The following is a 24,866-nucleotide window of genomic DNA, read 5'->3' as shown; positions in this document are numbered from 1 at the left end:
CTCGGCTGGGGTGGGCTCACTGTAGTGCTCGCGGGCGGTACCTGCGCTGGCAATGCCCACACCAGAAGAGGTTGCGCCCCTGGAGCTCGGCGGTGCGCACGGCGCGCCCGCAGACGTGGCACGGCATGCCGGTGCGGCGGTAGACGTAGACCTCGCCGCCGTGGTCGTCCTGGCGCGGCGGCCGGCCCATCGCCTCGGGGGTGTGCTCGGGCCGGACCGTGTCGATCCGGCCGGTGCGCACGCCCTCGTGCATGAGCTCCACGAGGTCGGCCCACATCGCCCGCCACTGCCCGACCCGCAGGGTGTTGCCGGGCCGGTAGGGGTCGATCCGGTGCCGGAAGAGCACCTCGGCACGGTAGACGTTGCCGACTCCGGCCAGCACCGCCTGGTCCATGAGCAGCTGGCCGATCGGCGCCTTGCTGCGCCGGATCCGCTGCCACGCCCGGTCCGGGTCGGCGTCCTGCCGCAGCGGGTCGGGTCCGGACCGGTCGACGATCGCGTCCCGGCCGGCCGCGGTCAGCAGCTCGCAGGCGGTGGCGCCGCGCAGGTCGGCGTACGCGAGCAGGTCGCCTGCCTCCCCCACCAGCCGCAGCCGCACCTGGCCGACCGGCGCCGGCACGACCGGCACCCCGGCGTGGACGTCGAGCTTGCCGTAGAGGCCGAGGTGGATGTGCACGAAGCGGTCGCCGGGGAACTCGACGAACAGGTGCTTGCCCCACGCCTCGGCACCGAGCAGCACCTGGCCGTCGACGAGCGCAGCGGACTCGGCGAAGCGGCCCTGCGGGCTGCTCGCCCGCACCGGGCGGCCGCCGAAGGTGGCGGTCAGCTCGCCGGCGAGGCGGTGGAGGGTGTGCCCCTCAGGCATCCGGGCGGACGGGGAGCGGCGGGAGCGCCCCGTCGGTCTCGTACGCCGAGAGCTGGTCGATGCGCCGCTGGTGCCGCTCGGCGCCGGAGAAGGGCTCGGCGAGGAACAGCTGGACGAAGCGCGTCATGTCCTCGAGCGAGTGCATCCGGCCGCCGACGGCGACCACGTTGGCGTCGTTGTGCTGGCGGCCGAGCAACGCCGTCTCCTCCGACCACGCGAGCGCGCAGCGGATGCCGGTGACCTTGTTGGCGGCGATCTGCTCGCCGTTGCCGGAGCCGCCGATCACGACACCGAGGCTGTCCTGGCCGGCGGCGCGCTCAGCGGCCACCGCCTCCGCCGCGCGCAGGCAGAAGATCGGGTAGTCGTCCTCGGCGTCGTACCAGAACGGGCCGTGGTCGACCGGCTCGTAGCCGTGGTCGGTGAGCCAGCGGGTCAGGTGGTCCTTGAGGTCGAGTCCGGCATGGTCGCAGCCGAGGTGCACGCGCATGGCGACATCCTCTCAGCCGTGCTGGCGGAGGAACCCGGCGACCTGTCGCACCAGCGGCTCCGCCGACGGGAACAGCCGCGGGTGCCGCCAGAAGCCGTGGAGCTGGCCGAGGTAGCGGGTCGCCACCACCTCGACGCCGGCCTCGACGATCCGGCGGGCGAGCTCCTCGCCCTCGTCGCGCAGCGGGTCGTGCTCGGCGGTGACGACGAGCGTCGGGGGCAGCGTGCCGAGCCGGTCGGAGAGCAGCGGCGCCAGGTCCGGGTCGCTGTGGTCGGCCGAGGTCGCGTACTGCTCCCAGTACCAGGCGCCCTCCCGCGGGTCGAAGCCGTCGGCGTGGGTGCGGTAGGACTCGAACCCGGCGGTCGGGTCGAGGAACGGGTAGATCAGCGCCAGCGCGGCGTACCGGCCCGGGTGGCGGAGCGCGTCGACGAGCGCGAGGTTGCCGCCGGCGCTGTCGCCGTGCGCCAGCAGCGGTCCGTCGAGCGTGCGCTGGGCCCACCCGCCGGCGGCGGAGACGTCGTCGACGGGCGCCGGGAACTTGTGCTCGGGCGGTCGCCGGTAGTCGACGCTCAGCACCCGCATCCCGCTGCGGTTGGCGAGCCGCCGCGCGCTGGCGTCGTGCACCTCGACGTCGTTGAAGACGAAGCCCCCGCCGTGCACGTGGACGATGCTCGTGCCGCTCGCGCCCTCGGGGGTGTACAGCCGGGCCGGTACGCCGTCGGCGTCGACGTCCTCGACCTCGGCGACGTCCTCGCGCGGCTCCTGGGCCGCCAGCGCACGCGCCTGCTCACGGGCGGCCACGACGTCGTAGTCCTCCGCCCAGACAGGGGTCTCCTCGGCGAACATCTCCAGCGCGCGGCGCGACTCGGGGAACAGCATGCGCGGAGGCTACCGGGCCGACGGCGCCCCGTCGGCCACCTCCGCCGACACGGTGGGACGACGAATCCCGGGTCCGGCGACGGGACGGTGCCACTTCGTGTGAGGATGCGCGGCATGCAGATCTCGCGGGCGCGCGCCGCCACCGCCGCGGCCTTCCTGACGCAGGGCATGGTGCTGCTCAGCCTCACCACCCGGCTGCCCGACTTCCAGGACCAGTGGCACCTGAGCGACGTCGAGATCTCGCTGATCCTGCTGATGATGATCCTGCTCGCCGGCGCCGGGTCCGTCGTCGCGGAGACGCTCGCGAAGCGCCGGGACAGCGCTCTGCTCCTGCGGGTCGGCCTGCTGGTCGTCGCGGTCTCCGTGGCCGCGCTCTGCCTGGCACCGAGCGCCGCCGTGTACGTCGCGGGCGTCGGCGCCTACGGCCTGGGCCTGGGCGTCGTCGACGCGAGCACGAACATGCAGGCGGTGGCGATCGAGCACCGCTACGAGCGGCCGATCCTGCCGTCGTTCCACGGCGCGTGGACCCTGGGCGGGGTGTTCGGCGCCGGGCTGACCTTCGCGATGTCGCACCTGCCCCTGGAGGCGGCGGCCGTCGTCGCGGTGGTCCCCCTCGTCGTCGCGTTCGCGCCGTTCCTCCCGCGCGACCACGGTCCGACGGAGCTGGCGAGCAAGGTCGCGGTCCCGTGGCGCCCGATCGTGCTTGTCGGCGTCGCGATGGTGCTGTTCTACATGGTCGACACCGCGGTGCAGACCTGGAGCCCGCTCTTCCTCGAGCACGAGTTCGACACCCCGAAGCGCTACTTCTCGCTCGCTGCCCTCGCCTACCTGCTCGTCAGCGGCGCGGTGCGGCTCGCGGGCGACCGGCTGGTCGCGCGGTTCGGTGCGGTGCTGGTACTGCGCGTCGGCGCGGTGATCGGGTCGGCGGCGCTCGCCGTGGTCGTCTTCTCCCCCACCTGGCAGGTCGCGGTGGTCGGGTTCGCCGTGCTCGGCGGCGGGGTCGCGGTCGTCGCCCCGCTGAGCTTCTCGGCCGCGGCGAAGATCGCGGGCGGCGACTTCGCGCCGGCGGTGCGGCAGGCGCGCGTCGACGCGGTGATCGCGCGCTTCAACCAGTTCAACTACGTCGGCGCCCTGCTCGGGTCGGTGATGACCGGGCTCGTCGGCGCCGGGTCGCTGCGGATCGGGTTCGCCGTGCCGATGGTGCTCGTGCTGGGCATCGTCCCGCTGGCGGCGGCGTTCGCGCCGACCGTCACGAGCACGGTCAGTGCACGCCAGCCATCAGCTTCCTGATCGGCTTGGTGAAGATCAGCACCGCGACGCCCACCGCGATCGCGACCAGGCCGATCAGCAGGAAGTAGCCGGTCTCGTCGTCGGGGTCGTAGTACTCCGCGAGCCGGCCCGACATGGCGGTGCCGAGCGCGATCGAGAGGAAGTAGAGCGCCACCATCTGGGTGTGGAACTGCTGCGGCGCCAGCTTGGTCGTCACCGAGAGACCCGGTGGGGAGATGAAGAGCTCGGCGAGCGTGAACACCAGCAGGACGCCGGCGAGCGCCAGCACCGAGACCGTGTTCTCGCCTGCCGGCAGCGGCAGGAACAGCAGGAACGCCGCACCCATCAGCACGGTGCCGATGCCGAACTTCACCGGTGTCGACGGCTGCCGTGACCCGAGCCGGGTCCACACGGCCGCGAAGACCGGCGCGAGCAGGATGATGAAGACCGGGTTGATCGACTGCACCCAGGACACCGGCATCGTCCACCCGCCGAAGTCGCGGTCCACGCGCTCGTCGGAGTAGACGGTGACGACGGTGAACTGCTGCTGGTAGAGCGACCAGAAGACCGCGTTGACGACGAAGAGCGGCACGAAGGACCACACCCGGCTGCGCTCCACCGCGGTGACGTGCGAGCTGGTCAGCATCAGCACGAAGTACCCGACGGCCGCGACCAGGGTGACGCCGATGACCCAGTCGGAGAGGTTGTCCGCGGTCATCAGGTCGACGGCGAGCAGCACGGCGACGACGACGATGAACGCCGCCAGCGCGCCGCCGTACTTCAGGCGCTCGGAGGGCGCGAGCGGGTTCGGGACCTCGCGGGTGACGTCCGGCAGCCGCTTGCGGCCGATGGAGTACTGCACGAGGCCGAGGGCCATGCCGATCGCGGCGAGCCCGAAGCCCCAGTGGAAGCCCTTGTTCTCCTGGAACCAGCCGGTCAGCAGCGGCCCGACGAAGGCACCGATGTTGATGCCCATGTAGAAGAGCGAGAAGCCGGCGTCGCGGCGCTCGTCGTCGGGCGCGTAGAGCGCGCCGACCATCGAGGTCGCATTGGCCTTGACCCCGCCGCTGCCCAGCGCGATCAGCGGCAGGCCGATGGCGATGCCGGCCACGTCGGGCACGACCGCCAGCGCGATGTGGCCGGCCATGACGATGCTCGCGGCGTAGAAGAGCGTGCGCTCCCGGCCGAGGACCCGGTCGGCGACCCAGGCGCCCAGGATCGTGGCCAGGTAGACCGCGCCGCCGTAGGCGCCGACGATGCCGGTCGCCGTGGCCTTGTCGATGCCGAGGCCGCCCTCGGACGCCGAGTAGTAGAGGTAGATGAGCAGGATGCCCTGCATGCCGTAGAAGCTGAAGCGCTCCCACATCTCGACGCCGAACAGGTTCGCGAGCGGCCGCGGCTGCCCGAAGAACCCCCGGTCGAGCTCGCCGGTCGGCGGTCCACCTTCCGCTGTGGAGGTCGTCATCCGACCACCGTGCCCAAGATCCGTGCCCGGGCACAAGAGCGTCAGCCGGTGGGCCCCGGCCAGTTCTTGTCCGGCACCGGCGTCGGCCGGCCGGGCTGCTCGCCGCCCCGCGCGTCGAGGTAGCTCTGCTTGGGCACCATCACCTTGCGGCGGAAGATGCACACGACGGTGCCGTCCTGCTTGTAGCCGATCGTCTCGACGTGCACGACGCCCCGGTCGTCCTTCGACTTCGACTCGAACTTGTCGAGCACGGTGGTCTCGCCGTAGATCGTGTCGCCGTGGAAGGTCGGCGCGACGTGCCGCAGCGACTCGACCTCCAGGTTGGCGATCGCCTTGCCGGACACGTCCGGCACGCTCATGCCCAGCAGGATCGAGTACACGTAGTTGCCCACCACGACGTTCTTGCCGAACTGCGTGGTCTCCACCGCGTAGTTCTCGTCGATGTGCAACGGGTGGTGGTTCATGGTGAGCAGGCTGAACAGGTGGTCGTCGTACTCGGTCACCGTCTTGCCGGGCCAGTGCTTGTAGGTCGCACCGACCTCGAACTCCTCGTAGCTGCGTCCGAACTGCATGCGCACACTCTGCCCGGCGCGGCGCCGTCGCGCACCGGTGCTACGCGTGGGTAATGTCACCCGCCGCCACCGTGGAGGCAAGGGTGGCGAGCAGGGCGTCGAGCAGCTGCTCGAGCCGGGCCGGCGGGAAGCGGCCGGGGTCGAACAGCGCCTGCACGACCAGCCCGTGCACCGACGAGGTCAGCAGGTCGATCGCGTCCTCCGAGCCCACGTGCGGGCGCAGCCAGGAGCGCCAGCGCTCGTAGCGCGCCGCCTCCCGGGCGCCCAGCGCCGGGTCCGCCAGGGCCAGCCCCCAGAACCCCACCCAGATCCGGCTCAGCTCGGCGCCCTCCGTGGTGGTCGGCAGCACGGCCAGCAGCCGGGTCCGGAGATCGGCGTGCTCGCCGAGGGAGGCGTCGGTGCGCTCGTGCAGCAGCCCCAGTGCGTGGTCGACCAGGTCGTCCCGGCTCCCGAACCAGTGGGTCACGAGACCGGTGGTGGCGCCCATCTCGGCGGCGACGGCGCGGATGCTCAGAGCCGGGAACCCGCCCGTCGCCAGGACCCGCCACACCGCCTCCGCCACGTCGCGGCGCCTCTCGTCTCGGTCGACTCGGGCGGGCATGGGCGCTACGGTACACAACAGTCGTTATGTACTCGAGGAGGCACGATGCTCAGCAGAGCGATCGGTGACGCGGAGCTCCGCGCGCTGGAGCCGTGGCAGGCCGCGGAGCTCGCGGCCTTCACCGAGCGGCACCGCGACCACCTCGGCCCGTGGCTGCCCTGGGCCCGCTCGGTCGTGGACGAGCAGACCGCGCGGGCCTTCCTGCAGCGGTACGCCGACGCGACCGCGGCGGACGGCGGCCGGATCTACGGGCTCTGGCGGGGCGGCGACATGGTCGGCGGCACGCTCTTCCGCATCTTCGAACCCCGGTCGGGGACCTGCGAGATCGGCGTCTGGCTGAGCCCGGACGCGACCGGCCAGGGCCTGGTGACGAGGGCCGTCGAGGCGATGGTCGAGTGGGCCGTCGACGTGCGCGGGATGCGCCGCGTCGAGTGGCGCTGCGTGCCGCAGAACGAGCCGAGCCGCGCGACCGCACGCCGGATCGGCTTCACGCACGAGGGCACGCTGCGGCAGGCCTTCGCGCACGACGGCCGGCTCTGGGACCTCGAGGTGTGGGCGCTGCTGGCCTCAGATCGCTGAGGTCAGCTGCCTCCGCCGCCCGCCTTGCGGCGGTGCATCTGCGGGGTGGCGCCGCCGGCGACCTCGGCGCCGTGCGCCTTCTCCTTGACGGGGCCGTCCTTGTGGACGCCCTTCTCCTTGTGGTTCTTCCGGTCCAGGGCCTCGCGCATCTTGGCCTTGAGGTCGTCGTTCGCGTTCGAGTCCGTCATCGTTCCTCCGCGAGGGTCGGGCCGGTCAGGTCCGTCCACCCTCGCATGCCCGGGCCGCCGCGTCGACCGCGTTTGCCGTGCGGGCCGGACGTATCCTCCTCGCCATGCGGGAGGACGGGTCGGACCGGGCATGGCCCGCGTGGGTCGACCACCTCGCCTCGATCCTCCTCGTCCTGGCCCTCGTCGCGGTGCCGGTCGCCCTGGTCGTCCACGGGCTCCTCTCCGGCGGCGACGAGCCCCGCGGCGGTGGCCCCACCCCGCCCGTCAGCACCGCTCCCTCGGCGCCGGTCTCATCGGCGCCCAGCCCCACCGGCGAGCCGCTCCCGAGCGCGAGCGGCGAGACCTGCGTGCCGGGTCCGCTCACCGACCTCACGGTCGTGTCGTTCAACATCGAGTCCGCGCACGGGCCCGACGGCAGCGTGCAGCTCGACCTGCTGGCCCGCACCCTGGCGTCCTGGAAGCCCGACATCGTGCTGCTCCAGGAGGTGGACAAGAACCAACTGCGCAGCGGGCGGGTGGACATGCCCGCCTACCTCGGCGAGCGGCTGGACATGAGCTCGACGTTCGGGGCCAACCTGGCCGGCCGGGCGGGCGGGCAGTACGGCACCGCGCTGCTGTCGCGCTACCCGATCCTGCGCGCCGAGAACTCACCGCTGCCCCGCCTCCCCGGCGACGAGCAGCGCGGCCTGCTGCACGCGGTGCTCGACGTCGACGGCACCCAGCTCAGCGCGTACGTCGTGCACCTGCAGCACTCCTCGACGCGCGCCCGGATGCGCCAGATCGACGAGGTCCGCCGGCTGGTCGCCGACGACGAGCTGCCCAAGGTCATCGGCGGCGACTTCAACGCCCATCCCGGCTCCCCGGTGATGACGGTCGCCCGGGCGATCGCCGCCGACACCTGGACCGCCGTCGGCACCGGACCGGGACTCACCGTGCCCCGGCTGGCGCCGCGCGGCCGGATCGACTACCTGCTGCAGGCCGGCCTCGTGCCGGTGGACATGCAGGTCCTGCTCCCGCCGCTGTCGGACCACCGCGCGCTCTGGGCGCGCTACGGCCTCGGGGCCAACGGCGACGTGTGCCTGCCGTCGTTCGGCTGAGGGCCGGAGCTAGCCCTTGAGCGCGTAGTCCTTGAGCAGGCTGCGGCCGATGATCATCTTCTGGATGTCGGAGGTGCCCTCGCCGATGAGCATGAACGCGGCCTCGCGGTAGAGGCGCTCGATCTCGTACTCCTTGGAGTAGCCGTAGCCGCCGTGGATCCGGAAGGAGTCCTGCACGACCTCGTTGCAGTACTCCGAGGCCACCATCTTGGCCATGCCGGCCTCGACGTCGTTGCGCTGGCCGGAGTCCTTCTTGCGGGCCGCGCGGACCATCATCGAGTGCGCGGTCTCGACCTTGGTGGCCATCTCCGCGATCCGGAAGAGGATCGCCTGGTGGTCGGCGATCGGCTTGCCGAAGGTCTCGCGCTGCTGGGCGTAGGCGACGCCGAGCTCGAAGGCCCGGTTGGCGATGCCGCAGGCACGCGCGGCGACGTTGACGCGGCCGACCTCGACGCCGTCCATCATCTGGTAGAAGCCCTTGCCGGGCTCGCCACCGAGGATCTGGTCGGCCGACACCTGGTGGCCCTCGAAGACCGCCTCGGTGGTGTCGACGCCCTTGTAGCCCATCTTGTCGATCTTGCCGGGGATCGTCAGGCCGGGCGCCGTCTCGCCGAAGCCCGGCTCCTTCTCCACGAGGAACGTCGTCATGTTCTTGTAGACCGAGTCGGCACCCTCGTCGGTCTTGACCAGCACCGCGACCAGGTTGGACGTGCCGCCGTTGGTCAGCCACATCTTCTGGCCGTCGATCGTGTAGCCGCCGTCGTCGTTCTTGGTGGCCTTGGTCTTGATCGCCGACACGTCGGACCCGAGGCCCGGCTCGGACATCGAGAAGGCACCCCGGACCTCACCGGTCGCCATCCGCGGCAGGTACCTGCGCTTCTGCTCCTCGGTGCCGTGCTTCATCAGCATGTAGGCCACGATGAAGTGGGTGTTGATGACGCCCGAGACGCTCATCCAGCCGCGGGCGATCTCCTCCACGCACAGCGCGTAGGTCAGCAGCGACTCGCCGAGGCCGTCGTACTCCTCGGGGATCGTGAGCCCGAAGATGCCGAGCTCCTTGAGCCCGTCGACGATCTCCTGCGGGTACTCGTCCGCGTGCTCGAGCTCGGTCGCGACCGGGAGGATCTTCTCCTCCACGAACGTGCGGACCGCCTTGAGGATCTCGGTCTGGTCCTCGGTCAGTCCCTCGGTCTGGCACAGGCGGCCCATCGCGTCTCCTCGTCTGCTGACAGCACTGGCGGTACTGCCGGGTAACCTACTCGGCCGGGCCGCCAGCGGCCACGTGAGGAATCGCACCCTCGTCGCCGTCCGCCCAGCGCCGCCGGCGACGGCTGCGCCAGTCGACCAGGCCCAGGGCGACCGCCCCGAGCAGGCCGAGCCCCGCCGCGGCGACGCCGGCGACCAGGCCGGGGGGCCGGAAGGTGACGTCGAGCGTGCCGGAGGTGTCCCCCGGCACGTCGACCATGAGCATGCCGATCTTGGTGCGGGAGACCGGGACCTCCTTGCCGTCGATCTCGGCGCGCCAGCCGGGCCAGCCGAGGGCCGCGAAGATCATCTGGCCGCCGTCGCCGGAGTCCGCGATCTCGACCTGCTCGTGGAGCGGCGCGACCGTCTCGGCGGCCCCGACCTCGATCCCCTCGGCCGCCCAGCTCAGCCGGGAGTCGGGCCACGGCAGCGGCTCGTCGCGGGTGAGCACGACGACCGCGTCGGTCTGCTCGGCGACGCTCCACCCTTCGGGGGTGTCCACGCCGACGGTCATCTCCGGCTGCACGACGACCGTGTCGATCTTCATCAGGTCCGCGACGGGGACGCCCGCGATCGGCGAGACCCGCCACAGGTTGCGGTAGCCGCACGGCTGGGTCAGTCCGTCGTACTCCATGCAGAAGTGCTTGTTGAAGACCCGCATGCCCATGCCGGTGTAGGCGTTGACCGCGTCGACGTCCGCGACCTGGTACATGCTGCCGGGCAGGAAGGAGTCCCAGGCGCGCACCAGCTCGCGCGGGTGCTTGGTCTGCAGCGGCTTGAGATCCGCGAACTGCATCACCCTGCCGTCGCGGTCGCCGAACCGCTCCTGGATCCCGGCGACGTCGTGCGGCAGGTGCCAGTAGCGCGAGGAGGCGTTCTCGCCGAAGGCGTAGACCTGCAGGCTGAGCACCAGGCCGGTGCCGATGATGCAGAGCGCAGCCAGGGCGGCGGTGGTCCTCTCCCAGAACCGCTGGCACAGCACGACGGCGGTCACCAGCACCAGGACCAGGACGACGCCCGCCGCCACCTGGCGCACGGCCGCGGGGTGCTCCGACCAGGCGAGGTAACCGGTGCCGAGGACGATGGCCAGGGACCCGAGCGCGCGGGCGCGGGCGTGCGAGCGGTGCAGCCCCTGGGTGAGCAGGACCGCGAGGGCCACCGCGACGCCGAGCCAGGCGTACTCGACCAGGCGCAGCGGCCAGCGGAAGAGCCACAGCTTCGAGGGGCCGAGGGTGAGCGCCAGGTAGACGACGGTGACGACGCCGACGCCGCTGAGCTCGCGCGCCCGGTCCCGGAGGACGCCGTACCGCAGCCAGGGCAGCAACGGGAGGACGAGCCAGGACAGGTACGTCGCGGGGACGGTCATCGGGCCGGTGATCGCGCGGATCCCGGGCACGTACGTCGGCGAGCTCAGGCCGAAGAGGTCGCCGAGCGCCGGGCGGAGCTTGCCGCTGTTCTCGATCAGCGCGCCCTGCGAGCGCACCGCGAGGTCGGCCGTGCCCACCAGCGGGAGGTAGACCAGCGGCAGGAACGCGGCGATGCACAGGCCGGTCAGCACCAGGCGCACGACGCCCGCCCGGTTGCGCGCGGCGAGGCCCTCGACGACGAGCGCGAACCCGATGACGACGACGGCGAGCGCGCCGTAGGGGTTGCCCTGCGTGACCACCAGGACGCCCACGAGGAACGCCCAGAACGGGTTGGTGACGCCGCGCAGGCAGCGGCGCAGCACCCACCACAGCCAGGTCGCGTAGGCGAAGGCCATCAGCCCGGAGGGCCACGAGCCGGCGTCCCAGTAGAGCGTGAAGCCGCTGAACGGCAGGGCCGTCGCGACGACGGCCGCGGCCCAGCGCGCCGCGCCGTACTCGCGCGCGAGCAGGTAGGTGCCCAGCGCGAGCAGCACGAGCACGACGGCCTTGACGACGAACGTCGCGAGCATCAGGTCCGAGGTGGACGACATCCCCAGCCAGACCAGCAGGTTGATCGGGTTGTAGATGCCGTAGAGGGCCTCGGCGGCGTAGTTGCCGCCCGCCCAGGCGTCGGGGTCGAGCCACGGCGGCCACTGTCCGGAGCGCACCATCTCCCCGAGGTGGAACCAGGTGGGCGCGAACTGGGCGGCGGTGTCGCCGCGCTGGAAGAAGTAGGGGTGGGCGAGGTAGGGGATGCTCGCGTACGCCGCGGTCACCACGCACACCACCAGCGGCCACAGCCACCGGGCGCGGTCCCGCCCGGGTGTCTCGGTCGTCGTCATCGATCCTGCTCGTGGAGGTGGGCGTCGTGGTCCGGTCCGAGGTCGACCGTGATCGGGGTGTGTCGGGGCCCCTCGCTGCTCTCGCGGAGCAGGAAGAGCGGCCGCCGCTTCGTCTCCGCGTAGATGCGGCCGAGGTACTCGCCGATGACGCCCAGCAGGATGAGCTGGACGCCACCGAACCCGGTGACGGCGCAGATGATCGTGACGTAGCCGGGGGCGCTGTTGCCGTGCACGATCGCGTCGACCAGCACCCACGCGGCGTACCCGATCGCCACCGCCATCACGACCAGGCCGAACCAGATCGACAGCCGGAGCGGGCGGTAGTTGAACGAGATGACCCCGTCGAGGCCGTAGTTGAAGAGGTCGCGCAGCCGCCACTTGGTGGTGCCCGCCTCGCGGGAGACGTTCTCGTAGTCGACGACCGCGGTGGGGAAGCCGATCCAGGCGAAGAGGCCCTTGGAGAAGCGGTTGGTCTCCCCCAGCGACAGCAGGGCGCGGACGGCCTCGCTGCTGAGCACCCGGAAGTCGCCGACCCCGTCCTCGAGCTGCACGTCGATGAGCCGGTTGATCATCCGGTAGTAGAGGCGCGAGAGGAACGTGCGCACCGCCGGGTCCTGGTCGCGGGTCCGGCGCGCGACGACCTGCTGGTAGCCCTGGTCGAGCAGCGGGACCATCTCGGCGAGCAGCTGCGGCGGGTGCTGGAGGTCGCCGTCCATGATCGCCACCGCCGCGCCGCGCGCCTGGCTGAGCCCGGCGAGCATCGCCGACTCCTTGCCGAAGTTGCGGCTCAGGGCGAGGTAGCGGAACCGCGCGTCTGCAGCGTGCACCTCGCGGAGCATCTCGAGGGTCCGGTCGCGGCTGCCGTCGTCGACGAGGATCACCTCGAACGACTCCGCCACGCCCGGCAGCACCTCGCCGAGGACCTTCACCAGCTGCGGGAGGGACTCCTCCTCGTTGTAGCAGGGCACGACCACCGAGAGCGCGACGGCGTGGTCACCCGGCCCCCTCACTGCTGCCTCGCCCGGTGGTCGGACTCGAGCAGCGGCACCAGGCTCTGCTCGATCTCGGCGACCTGGGCCTCGAGCAGGACGGCGAGGCGGGCGCCCTCGTCGACGGCGACGGCCAGCGACTCGACGGCCTGGCGCTGGCGGATCGCGTCGGCCAGGCCGGTGCCGTGGGCCGCCCGCCGCAGCAGGTCGGCCGGACGACTCACACCGACTCCTGGTGGTAGCGCCGCAGGGCGCGGATCGTGACCTCCGGGTCGCGGTCGCCGATCGGCAGCAGCAGCTCGGTCACGACGTCCTGCAGCGCGGCGACGCGCAGGTGCAGGGCACGGTCCGCCGCGACCTGCTTCTCGAGCTCGGCGATGCGCTTCTCGTTGGCCTCGGCGCGGTGGCGGAGGTAGGGCGCGCTAGTGCGCTGCGCAGCGGTCTTCGCCGCCCGGCGCAGCCGGCCACCCTCCGCGCCCGGCTCCGCGGGCGCGGCGCTCTGCGACCGCTCGCGCACGAGCAGGAGCAGCTGCGCGATCGTGTCCAGCGCGACGTCGAGGAGCTCGCTGTCGGTGACGTCCTCGGGCGAGCGGCCGGTGCCCTCGCTGGGCTCGAGGTCACCGAGGTCGCCGCGTACGTCGTACCCCGCGGCGCCGACGCGCTCGACCGAGGCGCCGGCCTGCCGCTCGGCGTCCTTGAGCTGGCGGTCGGTGATCCGGATCGGCTCGGAGTCGAGCGGGGCGAGCACCCGGTGGGCGAGGGTGTCGCGCAGCCACTTGGCCTGCTCGCGGCTGCCCTCGATCGGCGGGCCGATCCGCTCGTTGACGCGGCGCAGCAGCTCGGCGGCCGTCACTCCGAGGGACTCGTTCACGAGGCCCACCCCCAGATCCAGGTTGGTCGTTGTCGCGGTCAGGTCGCAGGCGGCGGCGAAGCGGTGCCAGAGCTCGTCGGGGTCCCGGCGCGTGCGCGGGACGGTGACGACGTGCACGTGGTCGGCCGGCAGGCTCGCCCCCCACCGCTCGGCGACGCTGGCCGGGTCCATGGTGCGCCAGCCCCACTCCCGGCGGGGTCCGGCGCTCTCCCGGGCCGGGCGCCACTGCGGCAGCGGCGTGGTCAGCCCGAACTTCAGCCGCTCCTGCCAGGCCGACGGCACCATCTTGCCGAAGTCGCGCGCGGTGATGACGACGTGGACGTCGAGGCCGGCGAGGTCCGCGAGCGCCCGCTCGGCCTGCTCCCGCGTCGCCGCGGAGAACAGCTCGTAGCTGAGCACCGCGGCGGGTCCCTGCCACGCCCGGATCTGCGCGACCAGGCGCTCCCAGCTGCGCGCCTGGCGGGGGCTGAGGGTGCGCACGCGCGGGTCCTCGCGCACCGCGAGGGCGGCGTGCACCCGGTCGACGTGCTGCTCGCCCACGACCAGCACCCCGGCGGCGGCCAGCGCCTCCCGGTTGTGGTCCAGGACGCGCTGGAGGTAGGTCGTGCCGGACTTGGGCGTGCCGACGTGGAGGTAGACCCGCTCGGTCATGCCCTCTCCTCTCCGGCAGCGGACCCGCGCTCGGGCCACTCGACGACCATTCTCCACTCGGCGGGGGGTCCGCCGCGGCGGGCCCGCTCGGCCGCCTCGAAGCCGGACCGCTCGACGACCCGGCCGCCCGCGGCGCGCACCTGCTCCTCGGCGGCGGCCGGCGAGAACGGGTAGACCCTGCCGGCGCCGTGCCGCTGCGACCACTCGTGCCCCGCCGCGCGGTGCCGGGTCACGCCGCCGACGTAGGCGCGCCCGCCGCGGCGCAGGCCCATGCTGGCGAGCAGCCAGAACGCCTCGAGCCCGTCGGGCTCGAGCGTCTCGAGCACCCGGTGCGCGACGAGGACGCGGTCGCCGAGCCGCCGCGACATGCGGGCGCCCCGGACCAGCACGTCGCGCCGGTCGTAGAGGTTCAGCGGGTCCACGCGGGCGCTGGGCATCCGCTCTGCGGCCCGCACGAGCGCCGCGGGCAGCGCGTAGTCGAGACCGAGGACCTGGCGGCCGTCCGCGGCGTACCGCCGCAGGTCGGCGCCGCCGCCGGGCCCGACCTCGATCACGGCGGTGTCCGGCGTGATCTGGCCGCAGACCCACTCGGCGAAGTCGGACGGCGCCGCGTCGGACGTAGCCGCGGTGGCGTTGAAGTGCCGCCAGTCGCGCCGCCCGTGCATGAGCGACCCGAACCAGCCGTGGAACCGGTCGACGACCTCGGGACCGGGCTGGTGCTGGAACGACGGGTCCGGCACCTTCCAGTTCGGCCCGTAGGAGACCTCCAGCAGCTTCGCCGGGTCGGCCGGGGCGGGCAGCATCCGGCCCTCGAACTCGATCTCGCGCAGCGGCAGCAGCGCCTCGCGCGGCACCGGCGCCCGCACGGTGGCGGTCTCGTAGAAGAGGCCGTCGAGGAAGAACGTGATGTAGATGTCGATGCCCGCTGCCGCACCGTCCGGTCCGCGGAAGCGGACCGTGATGAAGCTGGCGCTGGCGTGGGTCACCCGCATGCCGGCGCGCCGCAGCGCGCGGGCGATCCGCCACAGGTCCGCGGACATGGCGGCCGGCGTGCTCGCCGTGCTGAGGAAGCACAGGTCGATGTCGGAGTCGTGGCCGATCGCCCGCCCGCTGCGGGCCGCGCCCAGCAGGGTGCCGAACGCGATCCAGCCCTCCACGCCGCAGTCCTCGCGCATCACCCGCAGGATCTCGGCCGCCCGGTCGGTCATCGCGTGGACCACGGAGGGGTCGCGGGCCTCGAACGGGCGCTGGAAGAGCCCCCACTTGTCGACGATGATCGGGGTGCCCTGGGGGTCGACGAGGCGCAGCCGCTCGGTGCTGGTGCCGAACTGGTGCTCGCCGGCGTAGATCTCCTTCGCACCCGCGACGATCCGCACCTCGACCCGCCCGTCGAGCAGCCGCTTCATCCGCTTCGGCCACGCGACCGTGGGCGCCTCGGAGGACGCGCGGTCGACCGAGAACGACCACACGCGACGACCGTCGAAGAGGACGTCCCCCGATCCGCTGAATCCGGGAGCGAGGCGGATGCCGGTGTCGTCGACGTGCACCGCTGACCGCTTGGTTCCTCGCCCCACTACATCCCTCGGCGTCGACTTCTGGACGCGCGCACTCTACTGCACCGAGAACGGCACGTCGTGAACGCTGTGGTCGGTCGTCCGCCGGACCTGGGAGCCCTGGCTGATCGCGATCTGGCCGAACGCGCCGACCGAGCCGAAGATCCAGTCGACCCGACGCCCGGCCGGTGGCTTGCACGACCCGTTGTTGCTGCCACCGAGGGCAGCCCGGAGCTTGGTCTTGCCGGTGACCTGGCAGAACACCCGGTGGTTGTCGTTGAGGTCACCGGTCAGCAGGATCGGCAGGCCGTCCTTCTGGAGCTTGCGGATCGTCCTGATGATGATCGCGGTCGCCCGGCGCCGGTCGGACTCCATGGACCCCGGCGAGAAGTGCGCGTTGATGAAGTAGAGCTCCTGGCCGCTCGCGTTGTTGCGCAGCCGCACGACCGGCTGGGGCCGCGGCTGGTTGCGCATGAACGGGATCGTCACCGTGTCGGTCCAGACCGGAGTCCAGTCCGCGGTGCGCCACATGATCGACTGCGGTGCGCCGGCGTAGCCCATGCTCGTGCCCGGGAAGAACGTGTACCGGCCCTCGGTGGCGGCGTTGAGGGAGGTCACCTGGTCCGGCTGGATCTCCTGCAGCCCGACCAGCGAGCCGTCGCGCGAGGTGATGAGCGAGGACGCCCACTCCGAGCGGATCCGCCCCGGAGCCCAGTCCGGGCGGTCGCCCGTGGGCGCGGTGTGCTGGCTGCCGAGCAGGTTGAACGTCATGACCTTCGCGGTGAAGGACTTCTTCGCCTTGCGGCGGGCCGTCGCCGACACCGCCGGACGGTCGCCGATCTCGCTCTCCACCTGGGCGGCCGGCGAGAGGCGCAGCGCCACCGCGCCGCGGCGTACGACGTCATGCGCACGCGCCGCATCGGCGGAGGAGACAGCGGCGGACCGGGCCGTCGGCGGGGTGCCCGAGGCGCCCAGCTGGCCGGCCTCGTTGCTGCCCCAGCACATCGGCACCGGGCCGGCCAGGCCGCAGGCGTGCATCCAGCCCGAGGTGAGCGAGGTGAGGGCCGGAAGCGCGCTCGCGAGCACCGGCACAGCGCTCCCGACGTTGGTCCCGGTGCCGAGCTGGCCGTAGCGGTTGCCGCCCCAGCACCACGTCTGCGCGCCGCTGTTGAGCGCGCAGGTGCTGGCGTCGCCCGCGGAGACGGAGGTCCACACCTGGCCGGCCCCGACGGGCTGCGGCGACCAGGCGTCGTCGAGGGTGCCGGTGCCGATCTGGCCGTCCTTGTTGATGCCCCAGCAGGCCATCTCACCGGCGCCGGTGACGCCGCAGCTGTGGCCCCACGACGTGGAGACCTGGCGCCAGTTGGTCGCCGGACCGACCTGCACCGGCGCGGTCTGCACGCCGGCGGTGGCGTTGCCGACCTGCCCGAAGGTGTTCTGCCCCCAGCACCACATCGTGCCGTCGCCACGCACTGCACAGGTGTGCCAGCCACCCGTGCTGACGTCGAGCCAGCCGGCGCCCGCCGGACCGACCAGGACCGGCCGCGCGACCAGCCTCGAGGTGCCGCCGGTGCCGACGGCGCCCCGGAGGTTCTGGCCCCAGCAGTAGAGGTCGCCGCCGGTCGTGATCGCGCACGTGTTGAACCAGCTCGTGCTGACCTTGCTCCACGCGGTCCCGGGCGAGACCTGGCGCGGCTTCTTCTGCGGTGCGGTCTTGTCGATGCCGAGCTGGGCGAAGTTGTTGAGGCCCCAGCACCACAGCGTGCCGTCGACCTTGATGCCGCAGGTCGAGCCACCGCTGGTGCTGATGCTCTGCCACCCGGTGCCGGCGACCGCGACGGGAGCGGCGCTCCCCGCGGTCGTGCCGTTGCCGAGCTGGCCGAACTGGTTGGCGCCCCAGCAGGTCGCCCCGCCGCCGCCGTCGGTCGCACAGGTGACCTGGCCACCGGAGCTCACCGAGGTGGCGCCGTCGGAGACGGTGAGGACCACCTGGCCCGAGTGGGGGGTGGTCGCCGGCGCCGTGCCGGCGACGGTGTAGGTGATCGCCCACTGGCCGCGCGTCGACACCGCGCCGCTCAGCACGCCGGTGGGCGACAGCGTGACGCCGGGCGGCAGCGCGCTCGTCGCCGTCCACTGGGCGCCGGGCCGGGTGGACGCCGTGGCGTCGGCCTGCAGGGCGATCTGGATCGGCGCGTCGACCAGGGCGGCGCGCACGGTGATCGCCGGCTTCGGCGCCGGCCACCGGCGGGCCCGGTCGAGGACGGCCGCGCGGACCTTGGTGACCGTCGGCGTGCTGCGGTGGTAGCGCTGGGCGGTGGCCACCGCCGGGCGGAACGCGGTGCGGCCGGGGGCACACACCAGGTCGCCGGTGGTGCAGATGTTCCAGACGCCGAACGTGTCGCTGGGCGCCGGTGGGGCGTCGACCTTGCGTCCGAGACGGACTTCGATCCCCTTGCGGTGGCCGGGGTCGGAGATCAGGACGCCGGCGACGATCCGACCGCCGTAGGGGCGCTCGCGCAGCGTGCCGAGCGCGCCGTGCACCGCCCGGGCGCCCTGGGCGTAGCCCACGAGGACGAACTGCTGCTCGGGGCACGACGTCGCCGCGGCGTCGAGCGTCGCGATGACCGCCTTCCGGGCCTGCGGGACCGGGGCCAGCCAGCGGCGCAGCGACGCCTTGCGGATCGAGTCGGCGGCGGGCTTCCCAGACAGGTGGCGGGCGGTCAGCGTGGCGAGCTTCGGCGTACGGACCGCCAGGCGCTTCTCCTGGACCGAGCGGCCCCGGCCGAGCTGGCGCGCGTAGGTGCCGGCGAACCGACCCACGGCCGGCCCGAAGGTCTTGCCGCGCTTGGGTCCCTGGCCGTTGCCGTCCACGCCGACGAGCAGCACGTCGGCGCACGACGAACGGCGCGCCGTGGGACTCGTGGCTCCCACCTCGTCTCCCGCCTCGACCGAGGAGGAGGTCGCTGCGAGCAGCGACGCGGTCAGCGCCAGGACCAGCAGTGATGCGGCCCCGGCCTTCCGGAGGTGGTGACGAGTCCCGAGAGTCACAGTTCCTTCTTGATCAGTGCGTAGGGGTCAGGGGCAGTGCTGCCGACGCGTCGCTCCATTCCACCCTCGACGGCGTCGTCGACGCCGCTGGCGACGCCGATCCTCTCCCGGCCCCAGGACGTGGGGCGGTGGGTGAAGAGGAAGTCGATCCACTTCATGTAGGTGCGGTTGGGCTTCGGCTGGGTCAGCACGCCGATCACCTCGTCGCTGGCGAGCGAGACGGGCGTCCAGTTGGCCGAGCCGTTGATCGTGAGCGTCGCGTCGGTGTCGCCGTCGTAGACGCCGCGGACCGCGAGAGTCTTCATGTGTACATAGCGGTCGTAGATGCCGTCTTCGTTACGGTCCCAGGCGAGGTGGGTCAGCGGGATCCCCCCGCGACCGGCCTCGTGGCGCAGGATGCGGAGCACCTCGTTGCCGAACATCGCGTAGACGATCCGGATGTCGCACCCGCGGCGGTGCATCTGCGCGAGCCGGTGGGCGATCGCGATGCCGCGGTCGCCGTACATCGCGGTCTGGGCGATCCGCATCTTCGTGCGGCCGTGGCTGCCGCGACCGGTGGCACCCTTGCACCGGATCTTGTCGAGCACGTCCATCACCGGGTCGGTCTTGGGGGCGGCCTGCCCGGCGTACGGGTAGAAGACCGAGGTGAACGGGCCGTGGGCCCAGAGGCGGTAGCCGCCGCCCGCCGGCTTGTGGTCGACGACCATCTCGTTGAACACCGACAGGAACTCGGCGTACTCGTCGGGGTGGTTGATGCGGGTGTAGACGTCGTTCCACTGGATGTCGGCCGCCAGCTCGGTGGCGTTGTTGGACCCGTAGATCACGACGTTCTCGGCCTCGCCGGCCTTGGAGAAGAGGAAGAACTTGGTGTGCGCGATGCCGTGCGGCCCGCGGCACGCGCCGCGGCACTGCCGCAGCCAGCTGCGGCGCTCGAGCTTGCGGTGCCCGTTGCCCTTCTTGAGCTCGCGGTAGAGCCGGGCGGCGTCGGGGTTGGGGTTGTCCTCACGCCAGTTGGAGCGGTCCATGACGATCTGGACCGAGACGCGGCGCTTCTTGGCCCGCAGCAGCGAGGTCGCGATGTTGGGGCTGCGCACGTTCCACGAGGCGATCCGGATCTCCTCGCCACGCGGGACGCTGTCGATCGTCTTCACCAGCTTGCGGATGATCGCGCGGCGCGCGGCCGTGCCGCCGTAGGGGTTGTTGAAGGTCGCCCCGGCGGCCGGGGTGTACTTCGGCGGCTTCGGGTGCTTGGGCTTCGCCGACGTGGCCGACGACCCGCCGAGCACGACCAGCATGCCCGCCACCAGGAACGGGACGAGGACGATGGCGATCTTGCGTGGACCTTGGTGGCGCAACTCTGAATCCCCCTACGACTCGTCAGCCCGAGGTCAGTGGTGCACCGTGTCGCTCGAGCAGCGCGGACTCGTGTCGAGCGGCCGCTCGACACGAGGGCTTGCCGCCCGCACGTTCGCGCAGTCCCCGCGCCCGACACTGTAACTAACGGCTACAGCCGATCCGAATCGGCGCGCCCGGGAACAGTGGGACGGATGTGACTCGTGTGGTCTAGGCCGTGCAGGTGGCGCGGGCCTGCCGGAAGTCCGGATCCTTCTGCAGCGGACCGTCCGCCTCCGAGATCACGTGGCCCGGGACCGCCCAGAACCGGTCGCCGTAGGTCACCAGCACCGCGCCCATCGAGCAGTGCTGCGCGTCCGCCGGGACGGCGGTGCCCCCCTTGGCGCAGCCCTCGTACGGCTTGGGCAGGTCGGCCCCGGCGACCCAGGTCTCGCCGCACGCCGGCCACGAGGCGGGGACCGGCGTCTCGCTCGGCTTCTCGACAGAGGGGCTCGGCTCCGGCGTCTCGGACTCGGTGGCGGCAGAGCTGGTGCTGTCGGTCGCGGCCGGGGCGCCGCTCCCGTCGTCGTCGCCGCATCCCGCGGTCAGTCCCACGCAGAGCGTGCCGGCGGCGATCAACCCGAACGCGCGCACCAGAGCACCCATGTGCCCACGCTAGCCCATGGCCGCGCGGCGCAGCGGCGCTAGCGGAGGATGCCGCGGTTGTCGAGCCCCACGTCGGCGTAGAGCAGGAAGTGGTCGCTGGCCGCCGCGAGGGAGGCACCGTCCTGGACGTAGCCCGAGAAGCCGACGTCCGAGGTGCCCATGATCCAGTCGACGCGGCGCGGTTGCGGAGGCAGCTGGCAGCCGCCGACGCCGCTGCCGCCGTTGGCAGCGACCATCTGCGCCTCGACCGCGACCCGGCAGAAGAACTCCTCGTGCTCGTTCATGTCACCGGTGATGAAGACGGGCAGCCCGGTCGACTTCAGCTGGTTGATGAGCGCGATCTCGGTCGTCGTCGCGGCGTCGCGCTGGCCCTCGAGCTGCTTCGCGGAGTTGTGCGTCGTGATGACGTAGAACTCGCCGCCGTGCTCGCGGTCGCGCAGCCGCACCCACGGCAGCGGGATGGTCTGGCTGTCGAACACGTAGGAGACCGACCCCGTGTCGACGAGCTCGAACTTGGACTCGCGCCACATCACCTGGAGCCGCTGGCCGTTGTTGCCGAGCGCCTGGACCGGCCACATGCCGTAGCCCGGCATGCCGCCCTGCAGCGCCCCGATCTGGTCGTCCTGGACCTCCTGGAGACCGACGACGTCGATGCCCCGCGAGGTGACCAGCCTGGCGGTGATGCCGGCACGCTGGGGGCCGGGACCGTAGCCGCCCTGTCCCCTCGTGTGCTGGCTGCCCAGGATGTTGAGGGTGCCGATGCGGAACGCCGAGGTCCGCGGCAGGGACTCGTCGATCCCCGGCTGCGCCGCCCGGCGCACCTGGCGCTGGACGATCTTGCGCTCGGCGCGGATGCGCTGCCGCTTGATCTTCGCCTTGTCCAGCTTGATGGTCTGCGCCGGGACGACCTCCTGCGGCGTCGCCGAGGAGTCGGGCTCGGTCGTCGCGGGACTGGAGGAGGAGGCAGCGGCGGGACTCGCGTGCGCCGGGTCGACCACGGCGTTGGACGCGTCCTCGACGGCGAGGTCGACGGCGTCGCCGTCAGCGGCGCGCACGCCGGCCAGGACCGCGATCACCAGGCCGAGGGTGACGACTGCACCGACCGTGGCGCCCAGCGCGTCGACGCGCTCGCGGCGTCGGCGGCGGGCGGCCGCGTGCTTCGACATCGAGCGCGATCCTCCCGCATCCCCGAAGGTGTCATCTGCCTCCAGGATCGGCAGGTCACCCGGAAGACTTGAGGGGTTCACTGTAGCGAAGTCGCTCACCGGCTCCCGCATCGCCGGGGGTCCGGCCGGTAGCGTTCGTGGTCGTGAGCACCACCCCCGTCCGCGTCTACGCCGCCCGCCTCGTCGGTCTGCCGATCTTCGACCCGCAGGGCGACCAGGTGGGCAAGGTGCGCGACCTCGTGGTGGCAGTCCGCTCGGAGGTGCACCAGCCGCGCGTGCTCGGCCTCGTGGCAGAGGTCTTCGGCCGCCGCCGGATCTTCGTACCGATGACCCGGGTGACCAACATCGACAGCGGGCAGGTCTACACGACCGGCCTGCTCAACATGCGCCGCTTCGAGAAGCGGCCCACCGAGACGCTGGTGATCGGCGAGATGTTCGACCGTACGGTCACGATCTCGGGCAGCGACGTCACCGGCACCGTCTACGACGTCGCCATGGAGCAGGCACGCAACCGCGACTGGGTGATCTCCCGGGTCGCCATGCAGGAGGCGGCCAAGGGACTGCGACGCCGCGGCCAGACCCACGTGGTGGAGTGGCGCGCGGTCCAGGGACTGACCGGTCGTGAGGACCAGCAGGGCGCGACGCACCTGATCGCGGCGCTCAACGAGATGCGGCCCGCGGACGCGGCGAACATGCTGCACGACCTGCCCCACGAGCGCCGCCGGGCCGTCGTCGCGGCGCTCGACGACGAGCGGCTCGCCGACGTCCTCGAGGAGCTGCCCGAGGAGGACCAGGTCGACATCCTCGAGCACATGGACTCCGAGCGCGCCGCCGACGTCCTCGAGGAGATGTCGCCCGACGACGCCGCCGACCTGATCGCCGACCTGCCGCCGGAGACCGCCGCCACCCTGCTCGGGCTGATGGAGCCGGAGGAGGCCGAGGACGTGCGCCGGCTGATGTCGTACGTCGAGAACACCGCGGGCGCGATGATGACGCCCGAGCCGGTGATCCTCGGCCCCGACGCGACCATCGCCGACGCCCTCGCGCACGTCCGCAACCCGGAGCTCACGCCCTCGCTCGCGGCCCTGGTCTACGTGTGCCGCCAGCCGCTGGAGACGCCGACCGGCAAGTTCCTCGGCGTCGCACACATCCAGCGACTGCTGCGCGAGCCCCCCTCCACCCTGGTCGCGGGCGCCCTCGACGACTCGATGGAGTCGCTGCGGCCCGAGGCCAGCATCGACGAGGTGGCCGCGCACCTGGCGACCTACAACCTGGTCGCCGCCCCGGTCGTGGACGAGAACGGGCACCTGCTCGGCGCGGTGACCGTCGACGACCTGCTCGACCACATGCTGCCCGAGGGCTGGCGCGACCGGGCGGTCTCGAAATGAGCGACCGGACCCCGCGCCTCGACACGCCCCAGGACGTCGGCCGCAAGCCGCTCGTCCGCCGCCCGTCGTACAACTCCGACGCCTTCGGCTCCTTCGCCGAGCAGTTCGCGCGCTACATGGGCACCGCGCGGTTCCTCATCTGGATGACGGCCGTCGTCGTGTTCTGGGTGCTCTGGAACACGACGGCGCCGGTCGACTGGCGGTTCGACGACTACCCCTTCATCTTCCTGACGCTGGTGCTCAGCCTGCAGGCGTCGTACGCCGCCCCGCTCATCCTGCTCGCGCAGAACCGGCAGGAGCAGCGCGACAAGGTCATCGCCGAGCAGGACCGGCAGGCCAACGCCCGCGCCCACGCGGACATGGAGTTCCTGGCCCGCGAGGTCGCGTCGCTGCGGATGGCCGTCGGCGAGGTCGCGACCCGCGACTTCCTGCGCTCCGAGCTGCGGCTGCTGCTCGCCGAGCTCGAGCGTGCGCAGGGTCACGCCCGTGAGGACGACGCGGAGGCGGCTGGCGGCTGAGCCCCCCGTAGACTCGGGGGACCATGTCTACGCCGCTCCTCGACCAGGTCCGATCCGCCCTCGCCACCGTCAACGACCCGGAGATCAAGCGGCCGATCACCGATCTCGGGATGGTCGACTCCGTCGAGGTCGACGAGTCGGGCGCGGTCCGGCTGACCGTGCTGCTGACCGTCGCCGGCTGCCCGCTCAAGGACACGATCGACCGCGACGTCAACGCCGCGGTCCGCACGGTGCCCGGGGTGACCGACGTCGACCTCACGCTGGGCGTGATGTCCGCCGAGCAGCGCGCCGGCCTCAAGGAGATCCTGAGCGACGGCAGGGCGCAGCGGGAGATCCCGTTCGCCCAGCCCGGCTCGCTGACCAAGGTCTACGCGATCGCCAGCGGCAAGGGCGGGGTCGGCAAGTCCTCGGTCACCGTCAACCTCGCGATCGCGCTCGCGCAGCAGGGCCTCAAGGTCGGCGTCGTCGACGCCGACATCTACGGCCACTCGGTCCCGGCGATGCTCGGCGTCGCCGACCAGCGGCCGACCCAGGTCGACGACCTGATCATGCCGGTGCCGACGCCCAGCGGCGTCTCGGTGATCTCGATCGGCATGCTCAAGCCGCGCCGCGACCAGGTCGTCGCCTGGCGCGGTCCGATGCTCGACCGGGCGCTGGTCCAGATGCTCGCCGACGTCTACTGGGGCGACCTCGACGCGCTGCTGCTCGACCTTCCCCCGGGCACCGGCGACATCGCGATCTCGCTCGGCCAGCACCTGCCGGGTGCCGAGGTCGTCGTCGTCACGACCCCGCAGGAGGCCGCGGCCGAGGTCGCGGAGCGCGCCGGCACGATGGCGTCGATGATGCACCAGCGCGTGGTGGGCGTCGTCGAGAACATGAGCTTCCTCCCCTGCCCGCACTGCGCCGAGACCGGCACCGAGCACCGCCTCGAGATCTTCGGGTCCGGCGGTGGCGCCCGGGTCGCCGAGACCCTGTCGGCCCGCTTCGGGTACGACGTGCCGGTGCTCGCCCAGATCCCCCTCGACGTCTCGCTGCGTGAGGGCGGGGACGCCGGGAAGCCGATCGTGGAGGCGGACCCGACCGCCCCGGCGGCCGTCGCGCTCAGCGCGATCGCGACCCGGCTCGCCGGCCGCGGCCGCGGACTCGCCGGCATGCAGCTGGGCCTCACGCCGTCCAACAAGTTCTGATC

Annotated in this window: 23 protein-coding genes; 6 read left to right on the top strand and 17 right to left on the bottom strand. The window is 72.3% G+C overall.

The genetic code is table 11. From position 1 onward, the window contains the following. Positions 1 to 16: 16 nt before the first annotated feature. From HZF07_RS21910 to HZF07_RS21900, 3 genes are read right to left on the bottom strand one after another with little or no spacing between them, the layout of a single operon-like run. Positions 17 to 865, bottom strand: coding sequence for an Fpg/Nei family DNA glycosylase (locus HZF07_RS21910; protein WP_157344487.1), 849 nt, complete (start codon positions 863 to 865; stop codon positions 17 to 19). Further along, positions 858 to 1,352: a ribose-5-phosphate isomerase gene (locus HZF07_RS21905; RefSeq protein WP_157344485.1), complete on the bottom strand. Its 495-nt coding sequence runs from the start codon at positions 1,350 to 1,352 to the stop codon at positions 858 to 860. Before HZF07_RS21905 ends, HZF07_RS21910 begins: the two co-directional genes overlap by 8 nt. A gap of 12 nt (positions 1,353 to 1,364) precedes the next feature. After that, on the bottom strand, positions 1,365 to 2,231 hold the full coding sequence (locus HZF07_RS21900; protein WP_157344483.1) for an alpha/beta hydrolase: 867 nt from the start codon (positions 2,229 to 2,231) through the stop codon (positions 1,365 to 1,367). A 114-nt stretch (positions 2,232 to 2,345) separates the two neighbouring features. Between HZF07_RS21900 and HZF07_RS21895 the strand changes: the two genes are divergently transcribed. After that, positions 2,346 to 3,521 (top strand): MFS transporter, encoded by a 1,176-nt coding sequence (locus tag HZF07_RS21895; protein WP_157344481.1) that lies wholly within the window; start codon positions 2,346 to 2,348, stop codon positions 3,519 to 3,521. Here the strand turns inward: HZF07_RS21895 and HZF07_RS21890 are convergent. The 3 genes from HZF07_RS21890 to HZF07_RS21880 are packed head-to-tail and all read right to left on the bottom strand — an operon-like array spanning position 3,493 to position 6,138. Then, positions 3,493 to 4,965 carry a peptide MFS transporter gene (locus HZF07_RS21890; RefSeq protein ID WP_157344479.1) on the bottom strand — a complete coding sequence of 491 codons (1,473 nt, stop codon included), beginning with the start codon at positions 4,963 to 4,965 and terminating at the stop codon, positions 3,493 to 3,495. The genes HZF07_RS21895 and HZF07_RS21890 overlap by 29 nt on opposite strands. A 41-nt stretch (positions 4,966 to 5,006) precedes the next feature. After that, entirely contained in the window at positions 5,007 to 5,537 is a 531-nt protein-coding gene (locus HZF07_RS21885) for a MaoC family dehydratase (RefSeq protein ID WP_157344477.1), read from the bottom strand. A 40-nt stretch (positions 5,538 to 5,577) separates the two neighbouring features. Continuing rightward, positions 5,578 to 6,138, bottom strand: a complete 561-nt coding sequence (locus HZF07_RS21880; RefSeq protein WP_157344475.1) for a TetR/AcrR family transcriptional regulator — start codon at positions 6,136 to 6,138, stop codon at positions 5,578 to 5,580. 45 nt (positions 6,139 to 6,183) lie between these two features. Here HZF07_RS21880 and HZF07_RS21875 point away from each other — a divergent pair, with 45 nt between their 5' ends. Continuing rightward, positions 6,184 to 6,717, top strand: coding sequence for a GNAT family N-acetyltransferase (locus tag HZF07_RS21875; protein WP_157344473.1), 534 nt, complete (start codon positions 6,184 to 6,186; stop codon positions 6,715 to 6,717). Positions 6,718 to 6,719: 2 nt separating this feature from the next. On the opposite strand, the gene HZF07_RS21870 is transcribed toward HZF07_RS21875, so the two are convergent. Next, positions 6,720 to 6,905 (bottom strand): DUF5302 domain-containing protein, encoded by a 186-nt coding sequence (locus tag HZF07_RS21870; protein ID WP_157344471.1) that lies wholly within the window; start codon positions 6,903 to 6,905, stop codon positions 6,720 to 6,722. Positions 6,906 to 7,009: 104 nt separating this feature from the next. Between HZF07_RS21870 and HZF07_RS21865 the strand changes: the two genes are divergently transcribed. Then, entirely contained in the window at positions 7,010 to 8,002 is a 993-nt protein-coding gene (locus HZF07_RS21865; protein ID WP_157344469.1) for an endonuclease/exonuclease/phosphatase family protein, read from the top strand. Positions 8,003 to 8,011: 9 nt separating this feature from the next. Here the strand turns inward: HZF07_RS21865 and HZF07_RS21860 are convergent, their stop codons facing one another. From HZF07_RS21860 to HZF07_RS21815, 10 genes are all read right to left on the bottom strand, one after another. Next, positions 8,012 to 9,211: an acyl-CoA dehydrogenase family protein gene (locus HZF07_RS21860; protein ID WP_157344467.1), complete on the bottom strand. Its 1,200-nt coding sequence runs from the start codon at positions 9,209 to 9,211 to the stop codon at positions 8,012 to 8,014. A gap of 46 nt (positions 9,212 to 9,257) precedes the next feature. Beyond that, positions 9,258 to 11,495: a hypothetical protein gene (locus HZF07_RS21855; protein WP_157344465.1), complete on the bottom strand. Its 2,238-nt coding sequence runs from the start codon at positions 11,493 to 11,495 to the stop codon at positions 9,258 to 9,260. Beyond that, positions 11,492 to 12,505, bottom strand: a complete 1,014-nt coding sequence (locus HZF07_RS21850) for a glycosyltransferase family 2 protein (protein ID WP_181645493.1) — start codon at positions 12,503 to 12,505, stop codon at positions 11,492 to 11,494. The genes HZF07_RS21855 and HZF07_RS21850 overlap by 4 nt, the downstream gene beginning before the upstream one ends. Further along, entirely contained in the window at positions 12,502 to 12,708 is a 207-nt protein-coding gene (locus HZF07_RS21845; protein ID WP_157344463.1) for a hypothetical protein, read from the bottom strand. Before HZF07_RS21845 ends, HZF07_RS21850 begins: the two co-directional genes overlap by 4 nt. Beyond that, positions 12,705 to 14,006: a DUF6752 domain-containing protein gene (locus HZF07_RS21840; RefSeq protein ID WP_157344461.1), complete on the bottom strand. Its 1,302-nt coding sequence runs from the start codon at positions 14,004 to 14,006 to the stop codon at positions 12,705 to 12,707. The genes HZF07_RS21845 and HZF07_RS21840 overlap by 4 nt, the downstream gene beginning before the upstream one ends. Continuing rightward, positions 14,003 to 15,553 carry a methyltransferase domain-containing protein gene (locus HZF07_RS21835; protein ID WP_157344459.1) on the bottom strand — a complete coding sequence of 517 codons (1,551 nt, stop codon included), beginning with the start codon at positions 15,551 to 15,553 and terminating at the stop codon, positions 14,003 to 14,005. Before HZF07_RS21835 ends, HZF07_RS21840 begins: the two co-directional genes overlap by 4 nt. Positions 15,554 to 15,616: 63 nt before the next feature. Continuing rightward, positions 15,617 to 18,607 (bottom strand): cutinase family protein, encoded by a 2,991-nt coding sequence (locus HZF07_RS21830; RefSeq protein WP_157344457.1) that lies wholly within the window; start codon positions 18,605 to 18,607, stop codon positions 15,617 to 15,619. Beyond that, complete coding sequence (locus HZF07_RS21825; protein WP_157344455.1) at positions 18,604 to 19,962, bottom strand: phospholipase D-like domain-containing protein; 1,359 nt, start codon at positions 19,960 to 19,962, stop codon at positions 18,604 to 18,606. Before HZF07_RS21825 ends, HZF07_RS21830 begins: the two co-directional genes overlap by 4 nt. A 208-nt stretch (positions 19,963 to 20,170) precedes the next feature. Then, positions 20,171 to 20,605, bottom strand: coding sequence for a hypothetical protein (locus HZF07_RS21820; protein WP_157344453.1), 435 nt, complete (start codon positions 20,603 to 20,605; stop codon positions 20,171 to 20,173). Positions 20,606 to 20,643: 38 nt separating this feature from the next. After that, entirely contained in the window at positions 20,644 to 21,771 is a 1,128-nt protein-coding gene (locus tag HZF07_RS21815) for an endonuclease/exonuclease/phosphatase family protein (protein WP_157344451.1), read from the bottom strand. 143 nt (positions 21,772 to 21,914) lie between these two features. Between HZF07_RS21815 and HZF07_RS21810 the strand changes: the two genes are divergently transcribed. From HZF07_RS21810 to HZF07_RS21800, 3 genes are read left to right on the top strand one after another with little or no spacing between them, the layout of a single operon-like run. Beyond that, positions 21,915 to 23,159 (top strand): magnesium transporter MgtE N-terminal domain-containing protein, encoded by a 1,245-nt coding sequence (locus HZF07_RS21810; protein ID WP_181645492.1) that lies wholly within the window; start codon positions 21,915 to 21,917, stop codon positions 23,157 to 23,159. Beyond that, positions 23,156 to 23,677, top strand: coding sequence for a DUF1003 domain-containing protein (locus tag HZF07_RS21805; RefSeq protein ID WP_157344449.1), 522 nt, complete (start codon positions 23,156 to 23,158; stop codon positions 23,675 to 23,677). The genes HZF07_RS21810 and HZF07_RS21805 overlap by 4 nt, the downstream gene beginning before the upstream one ends. 23 nt (positions 23,678 to 23,700) lie before the next feature. Further along, positions 23,701 to 24,864, top strand: a complete 1,164-nt coding sequence (locus tag HZF07_RS21800) for an Mrp/NBP35 family ATP-binding protein (RefSeq protein ID WP_157344447.1) — start codon at positions 23,701 to 23,703, stop codon at positions 24,862 to 24,864. The last annotated feature ends 2 nt before the right edge of the window (positions 24,865 to 24,866 follow it).

Source organism: Nocardioides agri (assembly GCF_013778305.1).
GTDB lineage: Bacteria > Actinomycetota > Actinomycetes > Propionibacteriales > Nocardioidaceae > Nocardioides > Nocardioides agri.
The sequence above is the reverse complement of the archived record's forward strand: the minus strand, read 5'-3'. Positions and strand labels throughout refer to the sequence as shown.